Origin of the sequence: Plantactinospora alkalitolerans (assembly GCF_015690345.1) — a bacterium.
Classification (GTDB): Bacteria; Actinomycetota; Actinomycetes; order Mycobacteriales; family Micromonosporaceae; genus Plantactinospora; species Plantactinospora alkalitolerans.
This window is the reverse complement of sequence record NZ_JADPUN010000354.1, coordinates 1-8,428: the sequence shown is the minus strand read 5'-3', so window position 1 is coordinate 8,428 and position 8,428 is coordinate 1. Positions and strand designations below refer to the sequence as shown.

8 protein-coding genes are annotated in these 8,428 nt (G+C 68.4%); 4 read left to right on the top strand and 4 right to left on the bottom strand.

What is annotated here, in order from left to right; genetic code table 11:
* Positions 1–317 (top strand): non-reducing end alpha-L-arabinofuranosidase family hydrolase (locus tag I0C86_RS37270; protein ID WP_255527932.1); only part of this gene is annotated, 317 nt, incomplete at its 5' end.
* A 267-nt stretch (positions 318–584) separates the two neighbouring features.
* On the opposite strand, the gene I0C86_RS37265 is transcribed toward I0C86_RS37270, so the two are convergent.
* From I0C86_RS37265 to I0C86_RS37255, 3 genes are all read right to left on the bottom strand, one after another.
* Positions 585–794: a hypothetical protein gene (locus tag I0C86_RS37265; protein WP_196206019.1), complete on the bottom strand. Its 210-nt coding sequence runs from the start codon at positions 792–794 to the stop codon at positions 585–587.
* Positions 773–1,786 carry a family 43 glycosylhydrolase gene (locus I0C86_RS37260; protein ID WP_196206018.1) on the bottom strand — a complete coding sequence of 338 codons (1,014 nt, stop codon included), beginning with the start codon at positions 1,784–1,786 and terminating at the stop codon, positions 773–775. Before I0C86_RS37260 ends, I0C86_RS37265 begins: the two co-directional genes overlap by 22 nt.
* Positions 1,787–1,852: 66 nt before the next feature.
* On the bottom strand, positions 1,853–2,878 hold the full coding sequence (locus I0C86_RS37255) for a LacI family DNA-binding transcriptional regulator (RefSeq protein WP_196206017.1): 1,026 nt from the start codon (positions 2,876–2,878) through the stop codon (positions 1,853–1,855).
* A 383-nt stretch (positions 2,879–3,261) separates the two neighbouring features.
* Here I0C86_RS37255 and I0C86_RS37250 point away from each other — a divergent pair, with 383 nt between their 5' ends.
* From I0C86_RS37250 to I0C86_RS37240, 3 genes are all read left to right on the top strand, one after another.
* Complete coding sequence (locus tag I0C86_RS37250) at positions 3,262–4,623, top strand: ABC transporter substrate-binding protein (RefSeq protein ID WP_196206016.1); 1,362 nt, start codon at positions 3,262–3,264, stop codon at positions 4,621–4,623.
* A gap of 74 nt (positions 4,624–4,697) precedes the next feature.
* Positions 4,698–5,591, top strand: a complete 894-nt coding sequence (locus I0C86_RS37245; protein WP_323374093.1) for a carbohydrate ABC transporter permease — start codon at positions 4,698–4,700, stop codon at positions 5,589–5,591.
* Positions 5,588–6,412 (top strand): carbohydrate ABC transporter permease, encoded by an 825-nt coding sequence (locus tag I0C86_RS37240; RefSeq protein ID WP_196206014.1) that lies wholly within the window; start codon positions 5,588–5,590, stop codon positions 6,410–6,412. Before I0C86_RS37245 ends, I0C86_RS37240 begins: the two co-directional genes overlap by 4 nt.
* An 85-nt stretch (positions 6,413–6,497) precedes the next feature.
* Here the strand turns inward: I0C86_RS37240 and I0C86_RS37235 are convergent, their stop codons facing one another.
* Positions 6,498–7,817, bottom strand: a complete 1,320-nt coding sequence (locus I0C86_RS37235) for a hypothetical protein (RefSeq protein WP_196206013.1) — start codon at positions 7,815–7,817, stop codon at positions 6,498–6,500.
* Between the last annotated feature and the right edge of the window lie 611 nt (positions 7,818–8,428).

Genomic DNA, 8,428 nt, shown 5'->3' with positions numbered 1-8,428 from the left:
AGAACCAGTACCTGATGATCGTCGAGGCGATCGGTTCGCAGGGTCGTTACTTCCGGTCGTTCACGTCCTCGAGTCTGGGTGGTTCGTGGACGCCGCAGGCGACGAGCGAGAGCAACCCGTTCGCGGGCAAGGCCAACAGTGGTGCGACCTGGACCAACGACATCAGCCACGGCGAGTTGATCCGCAGCAACGCCGACCAGACCATGACGGTCGACGCCTGCAACCTGCAGTTGCTCTACCAGGGGCGGTCCCCGAGTTCCGGCGGCGACTACGGTCGCCTGCCGTACCGGCCGGGTCTGCTCACGCTGCAACGCTGACGGCATGACCCAGATCCGGGCTCGGTGTTCCTGACCGTCGCGGCCGAGGACGTACACCGAACCGGATGAACATCGCCGCAACCGGCGATCGGGATCGACGAGAACCGGAACGGCGGGTTCGGCGCAGGCCGAGCCCGCCGTTCCAGGTGGAGAGCCCAGGTCATCCCGCTGTCCGACCAAGGCCGCCAGTGCCGCCACGATGGTGTCGACCACGTCCACGACCGGTGGTTGAGTGCGGCCGCCAGTTCGGTGGGTCGCCATTGCCGGTCAGCGGTCCCGTCGGGCGAGCGGTCTGGTCGGCAGGCCCAGTCGGGTAAGCCCGATGACGACGTTGAGCGGGCTGCCGCCGGGGTGGGCGGTGAAGCGGCCGTCGGGCCCTTCGACGAGGTCGACGATGGCCTCGCCGAGAACGGTGATTGCTACCGCGCTCGCGACATACCTCCCTGCTCGGGTGGTTATGTCCCGGGTACCAAGCACTGCGTGCTGCTGTCATCCGCCGCCGGAGAGGCTTGCCGGTCGGGCGTGACGTCCTCGTCCAGTCCGTCCGTGACCAGCCCGGTACCGGGGTGGTACCGGACCGGGATGGGATCGGTGAGTTCGCCGACGAACTCGCCGTCGACCTGGTCGAGGAAGCCGATGAGCGCCCATCGGCCGTCGACATCGGAGACCAGCCGGGGAGCGTACAGGTGTGGGTGCGGCCACGGCTGCGCCGAGGCGATGTCCCAGGGTCCGGTGACGCTGGCGCCGGTGGCGGTCCAGATCCGGTGCTCGGCGCCCTCTGGGTCCGCCACGGCGTTGGTGCAGAACAGCAGGAGGGGCTGGCCGTCGACGACCGCGACCTGGGGGACCTCGAGGTGGCCGAACCCGCCCGGGGTGGACAACGGCGGCTGGACCGTCCAGTTGATCAGGTCATCGGAGGTCGCGTGGCCGATGACCCCGCGTTCGGCCGCCGCCCCGTGGTTGGCCCGGGCGGTGACGAGCATGTGCCAGCCGGTGCCGGCGGGGTCGGGGAAGACCCACGGATCACGCCAGGCCTGTTCGTACCAGAGGTTCCGGTCCAGCAGTTCGTACCAGGTCGGGTCGGCTTCCACCAGCGGGCCGGTACCGTGCCGATGCCAGGTGGTCAGATCGTCGGAGACGGCCAGGCCGATGCGTTGGACCAGCCCGCCCTCGGCGCGACCGACCCCGGTGTAGAACAGGTACCACTTCTCGTCCGGCCCCCGTACGACGCTTCCGGTCCAGGTGGCCAGATCGTCCCAGCCAGGCGGGTCGGCGGGGAGGAGCGCGTCGGCAACCAGGCGCCAGGTGCGCAGGTCGGTGGATATCGCGTGGCCGATGACGGCGCGCAGGTGGCGGCGGTGCGGGTCGAGCAGGGCGCGGGAGGCACGCAGGAAGAACGCGTGCCGCAGTCCATCGTCGTCCTGCACGTACCAGCTGTCCCACACCCAGTGGTCTGGCAGACGTAGCATGGCGGGGAAGCTACCAGATAAATCGGTTTAGCAACCAAGGGCCGCGACCTCGCCGGAGCGTACGGCTCACGAAGCGGGCGCCGCGATGGACCTGCGGCGGCGCAGCGGCATGGGGACGAGGGTTGGTTCCGTGGTCCGGCCGTCGAGGAGGATCTCCACCGCGCGGCGCCCCATCTGTTCGTGCGGCAGGGCGGCGGTGGCCAGGCCGGGACGCAGCCAGGTGGCGATGGGGTCGTCGTCGAAGGAGACGACGGAGATGTCGGTCGGGACGGCCAGTCCGGCCTCGCCGAGCGCCTGGTAGGCGCCGAAGGCCAGCCGGTCGTTCATGCAGATGACCGCGCTCGGGCGTCCGGACCTGCCCAGCAGGCTCCGCATGGCGGCGTAGCCGTGTTCGGGTAGCCAGTCGCTGCAGAACGCCTCGGCGAGCAGGGTGGTGCCGGCGGCCGAGAGAGTGTCCCGGATTCCCTGCAGGCGAGCCTGCGCGGCGAGGGAGACGCCGGGTTCGCGCTCCTTGAGCCGGTTGCGGCCGAGAAGTGCGATCCGGTCGCGGTGGCCCTTCTCCAGAAGTGCGGTGGCGACGGTCCGCCCGGCACGCTCGTCGTCGGGTAGCACGCAGGGCAGGTTCTCCGGGCTGGTGGCGTTGAGCAGCACCACGGGGCCGTTCAGGATCGCGGGCGGCACCGCCAGCCGTCGGGTCGCCATCGCCGCGTAGATGACCCCGTCGACCTGGCGGTCGAGCATCGCCTCGATGGCGTACTGCTCGAACGCCGCGTCGCCCTGCGTCTCGGCGATGAGCAGTACGTGGTCCCGTTCGCGGGCCGCGTCCAGTGCGCCGCGGATGAGCCCGCCGGCGAACCGGGTGGTGGCGACGATGTCCGAGACGAACGCGATCGTGGCCGTCTTGCGGGTACGCAGGCTGCGCGCGGCGACGTTGGGCCGGTAGCCGAGTTCCTCTGCGGCCGCGAAGACGCGTTGGTGCGCCTCGGTGGACAGCCGGGTGCCCTCCCGCCCGTTGAGCACCATCGACGCGGCGGTCTTGGACAGCCCCGCCCGCCGCGCGACGTCGGCCAGGGTTGCTCTGTTGCGGGCCATCAGTCCTCCGAATCGGGGCGGTTGATCCGACACCGCTCCTGCCATCATGCTGCGTCGGCGGACGATGTCCGGCCTCGGCGTCGGCCCGGCGCGGGCCGGGTTGGGTGAACCAGCCGTTTCCGGGCCGTTGCCGGCTTGTCCTTGACAGCTTCGCGCTCCGCGTTCATGCTCTGCTAAATCAGTTTAGCAACGTGACGATCCGGTCGAGGGCATACCCACGCTCCTCGCCGGAGCAGACATGGTTGAGTACCGCGCACCGGAACCGGGGACTGGCTCGTGACCTGGATCACGTCGCACCCGCAGGTTGTCCTGGCGGGTCCGATGGAACCGCCGGGACAACCGCCAATCGGCGAGGTGCGCGAAAAAGTCAAGGAGCCGTGGGAATGAACGGATTTTCGACGAAGATCTCGCGACGCAAGCTCGCGTTGCTTGCCTCCCTACTCACCGCGGCGGTATCGGTCACCGCCTGTGGTGCCCCCGGATCGGATCAGGAATCCCCGGAGAAGTCCGCCGCACCGGTGAGCACCGACCTGGGAACCGAGCCGGTCACCCTGGACCTGTACGCGGAGACCGGCTTCCCGCTGGTGAAGGCGCTCGCCGACGAGTTCACCGCGCAGCACCCGAACGTGAAGTTCAACGTCCGGGAGGACCAGTTCACGGTGATCGTGGAGAACGCGCCGCGGGTGCTGGCCTCGGACAACGCGCCGGACATCATCCGGCTGCCCACCATGGCCGACCTGGTCAAGGACGGCTTGCTGAAGAACCTGGACCCGTACTTCACCGCCTACGGCTGGGACAAGTTCCCGGCCTCGCAACTCGTACAGTTGCGCGTCGCGGAGGGGGGCGGCCTGCGTGGGAGCGGGTCGCTGTACGGCATGGGACTCGGTTACAGCGTGACCGGGGTGTTCTACAACAAGAAGCTCGCCGAACGGGTCGGCATGACCCAGCCGCCAGCCAGCATCGCCGAGTTCGAGAACCTGTTGGCCAAGGCCAAGACCGCCGGTGTGCAACCGATCATGCAGTTCAACAAGAACACCGCCGGGATCAACTTCCCGCACCAGGCGCTCCAGAACCAGTTCGGTGACCCGGCCCAGATCGCTGACTGGATCTTCCAGAAGCCGGGTGCCACGTTCGACACGCCGGCCGCGCTGAAGGCGACCCAGACCATCCAGCGGTGGGCGCAGGCCGGGTACTTCCCGAAGGACGCCAACGCGCTGGACTACACCGCGATGATGGGCCAGTTCCAGAAGGGCAACGGCCTGTTCATGTTCAACGGCGACTGGGAGTCGGGCAACCTCGACAAGTCGATGAGCGGCGACGTGGGCTTCTTCCTGTTCCCCACCGAGTCCGGCAGCGGCAACCACGTGGCCATGTCCGCGCCCAACACCTTCGGCGTCGGCGCGAAGGCCAAGCACCCGGACGCCGCCGCGTTCTTCCTCAACTGGGTGCACACCAACGCCAAGGCCCGGGAGATCTCCGTGACCGTCGGCGGCTCCCACCCCGGCGGCCCGTCCAGCCTGGCCGTTCCGGCCGTGGCCGAGGGAAGCGTGCTGGCCCAGACGCTCAAGGCGTCCCAGCAGCTCGGGGCGGAGAACGGAGCGGTGGACTTCACCGCGAACGCGACCGGTGGCATCTTCGCCGCCGCGATCACCCCGGAGATGCAGAAGCTGGTCGCCGGCCAGCAGACCCCCGAGGGGTACGTCAAGGCGGTCCAGGCGGAGTACCAGAAGGAACTGTCCCGATGACGTCTGCCCCTGGCAGCGCCCGGACCGGGCCGGCGGCGACCCCGTCGCCGGGCCCTTCGAACCACTCTTCGCCCGTGCGGCCCCACCGACGTCGGTGGGGCCGCACGGCCCGGTGGAGTGGCTGGCTGTACGTGCTGCCCGCCATGCTCATGTACGCCGTCTTCGTGCTGCGTCCCCTCGCGTTGACGTTCCAGTACTCGTTCTACGACTGGAACGGCATTGGCGTGGCCCGGTGGGCGGGCCTGGACAACTACCTGACGGTGGTCACCGACAGCGACCTGTTGAAGATCATCTCGAACGCGTTCATCCTGATCATCTTCTTCAGCCTCATCCCCGTCGCACTCGGGCTGCTGGTCGCCAGCCTGGTCCGCCGGATCACGGCGGGGCCGTTCGGCACCGCCGTACGCACCATCCTGTTTCTGCCACAGGTGATTCCCCTGGTGGCGGCCGGCATCGCCTGGAGCTGGCTGCTGTCGTCGAACGGCCTGGTCAACCAGGTCCTCCGCGCGGTCGGCCTGGGCGGACTCGCCCGTGCCTGGCTCGGCGACTTCAACACGGCGCTGCCCGCCGTCGGGGTCATCGGCGCCTGGGTCCTGCTCGGCCTCTGCACGATCCTCATGGTCACCGGGATGAGCAAGATCGATCCGGCGCTGTACGAAGCGGCCCGCATCGACGGCGCCGGACCGGTACGCGAGTTCTTCGCCGTCACCCTGCCCAGCCTGCGACACGAGATCGGGGTGTGCCTCACGGTGACCGTGATCGCGGCCCTGGCCAGCTTCGACATCGTCTACATCTCCACCAGCGGCGGCCCCGGCCTGCAAACCACCGTGCCGGGACTGGAGATCTACCGGCTCGCGTTCTCCCAGCGTCAGGTCGGGCTCGCCTCGGCACTGGCCGTCGTTCTCATGCTGCTGGTGCTGGCGTGCGTACTGCCGATCCAGCGGCTGACCCGGGAAGGCAAGGAATGAACCTGAGTCGACGCGAGTGGCTGACCGGCCGGGTCTTCCTGATCGCCCTGGTCCTCGTCACACTCCTGCCCTTCGTGAGCATGCTGTCGGCCGCCCTGCAGCCCCGCGGCACGGTACCCACCGGGCTGGCCTGGCCGTCGGATCCACAGTGGGGGAATTTCGTCGACGCGTTCACCGTCGCGAACATGGCCGCGCTGCTGCGCTCCAGTCTGCTGATCGTGGTCGGGGTCGTACCTGTCTCCGTGGTGATCGCCACCATGGCCGGATTCGGGCTCGGCCAGCTGCGGGTGCCCGGCGGCAGGTTCGCCTTCGGTCTCCTCCTGCTCGGCCTGACCCTTCCGTTCGAAGCGGTGATCACCCCGATCTACTACCAGATGCGGGACTTCGGCCTGCTCAACACCCGGTGGGCGATCATTCTGCCGCTCATCGCGCTCTACATGCCGTTCGCGGTGTTCTGGATGCGCGCGCACTTCAGCAACGTGCCGATCGAACTGTCCGAGGCGGCGCGGATGGACGGCAGCAGCACCTGGCAACTGTTCTGGCGGATCCAGGTGCCGCTCGCGCGGCCGGCGATCGCGTCCCTCACGATCCTGCTCTTCCTGTGGACCTGGAACCAGTTCCTGCTCGCCATCGTGCTCGTCGACGACGCCACCAAACGCACCATGGCCGGCGCTCTCGGTGCGTTCCAGGGCCAGTGGGGCACCGACCTGGTGCTGCTCTGCGCCGGCTCGCTGCTCATCCTCACCCCGACCCTCATCGTGTTCCTGATCTTCCAGCGCCAGTTCATCAAGGCCCTGCTCCAGGGATCCCTGAAGGGATAGCCGCGACCACACACCCTCTGTCGATCCTGGAAGCCGCCGGCCGGTCGGCCCGTCCCCGAGAGACGCCGGACGGGCCGACCTGGCACTACGCCGGTGACTTCGTCCGGGCCAGCAGCCAGCGCAGGATCCCGCTGTCCTCGTACGTCGGTCCGAACGCCGCGTGGTAGTCCGGCAGCGAGAAGGCCTCGTCCCCGTACTCGGTGTAGCGCACCAGGTCGGCAGTCTGCTCCGGAGTCTTCCCCCGTCCCGCGTACGCCTCCCGCAACGCCGCAGCGGAGTTGCGCGCCCCCGAGACGTTGAGCAGGTGGTCGTGCACGCCGTGCGTGATCCAGAGCGGAATCTCGGCGTTCGCGATCGCGGTCGCCTGGGCCGCACCGACCTGGAAACCGCCGGTCACCAGTCCGGCGGCGAACAGGTCCGGACGTTTCGCGAAGGCCTCCCACAGCAGGCTGGAGCCGTAGGAGACGGTCGTCGCGTACACCCGTCGGGTGTCCACGCCGAACTCGCCGACGAACTGGTCGAGTAGCTTGACCAGCAGGTCGGCCTCGGCGGCGGCACCGACCCGCTGGTTCTGCGGGGCCAGGACGATCACGTCCTCGCTGCTGCCGGTCCAGCTCGGCTGGAGCCAGGCGGTCGCGGGGATGTCGGCGGCGATCTGGACCCCCAGGTTGTCCCCGTCCCAGCCCATGCCGTGGCCGGGCAGGACGACGACGAGCGGATACCTCTTACCGGGTCGGTAGTTCTTCGGCAGGTGGTAGTGGTAGGGCAGCACCATCCCGTTGCTCAGGAACGAGCCATACGTGAACTCGTCGACGAGCAGGTCGACCGGCTTCTCGGTGACGCCGATCCAGCGGTGCGGCGCGGCCCTGGCAAGCAGTGGCCCCTTACCCGACCCCTTCCCCGGTTGGCCGTGGACGTCCTTGCGCTGCACCACCCGGGTCGGAAGATCCGGATTGACCTTCACGGTGCAGAGGAACGTGGGGCATTTGGAGACGATGACCGTCCAGCCACCGGGATCGGCGGGAGCCAGCTCGACGATGACGTATCTGCCCGGCACGGACCTGTGGTCCGGGCGGGTCGTCGGTGCGCTGTTGGTGTAGGTGTGCGTGACGGTCCGGTCGGCCAACTTCGGAAGATCCTCGATGGGGTTGAACCGGAAGTTGTAGATCGTGTCCGACACTCCGAACGTCCGGTTGTCCACCGAGCGTGGGTTCACCGTCGCGGCGTACTCGACCGCTACCGCGGACACCTTCTGGCCGTACGTGTAGACCGTGGTGATCGGCGTGACGCTCCGGACACCCGTCTGCGAGGTGTGCTGGTCGCCCATGCTCCCGTACGCCGTGCCGGAAGAGGCGAGCGCCAGCACGGAGACGAGCGTGACGACCACCCCTCTTCGTAGCCTCATCGATTTCCTCCCTGCTGGACGCGGCCCGTCCGGCCAGCCCGGCCGGCCGGGTCCACAGACGAACCCGCCAGGCAGGTCCGCTGGTCGGTAAGCCGCTAAATTGATTTAGCAGGAGAATGAGCGCCGTGCCGCCGCCATGTCAAGGGGGAAGGGCGAGATGATCTTGCAGCCCGGAGTTCACGGCCGGCGGATGAAAACTGATCCACTACCGGGTTCCTCAGGCGGTGATGCACCGGTCCGGTGTGGAGGAGAGTGGCATTCTCCTCCACACCGGCTCCCCCGGGCTGCACGTCTGTTTCCCGTGCTCAGCTGAATCTCCGGGATGGTGCGTCGCCGGCTGGTACTCGTCGATCACGGCGCCGACGGTCGGTCTGCGCCGAAGATGGACCAGAGCGGTTCGTTCGTCGGTCCCGTCCGGTGTCAGTGCCCGGCTCGTTGGCGATGTCAGCCAGCGGTGCAGGACCTGATCTGGGGTCGGGCGCCGGAGTTGCCGTTCATCATCGTGGTGAAGCCGAACGTGTTGCCGCTGCCGTTGGAGCGCATCGTCAGCACGGTGCCGTTGCTGCTCAGGCTGGCGCTGCCGTTCCAGGTGGTGGTGATCGACTGCGGCG

What these genes read in the sequence shown, in the direction of transcription:
- I0C86_RS37260 (WP_196206018.1), bottom strand. Translation starts at nt 1,786, where the DNA reads ATGCTACGTCTGCCAGACCACTGGGTGTGGGACAGCTGGTACGTGCAG.
- I0C86_RS37255 (WP_196206017.1), bottom strand. Translation starts at nt 2,878, where the DNA reads ATGGCCCGCAACAGAGCAACCCTGGCCGACGTCGCGCGGCGGGCGGGG.
- I0C86_RS37235 (WP_196206013.1), bottom strand. Translation starts at nt 7,817, where the DNA reads ATGAGGCTACGAAGAGGGGTGGTCGTCACGCTCGTCTCCGTGCTGGCG.
- I0C86_RS37250 (WP_196206016.1), top strand. Translation starts at nt 3,262, where the DNA reads ATGAACGGATTTTCGACGAAGATCTCGCGACGCAAGCTCGCGTTGCTT.
- I0C86_RS37240 (WP_196206014.1), top strand. Translation starts at nt 5,588, where the DNA reads ATGAACCTGAGTCGACGCGAGTGGCTGACCGGCCGGGTCTTCCTGATC.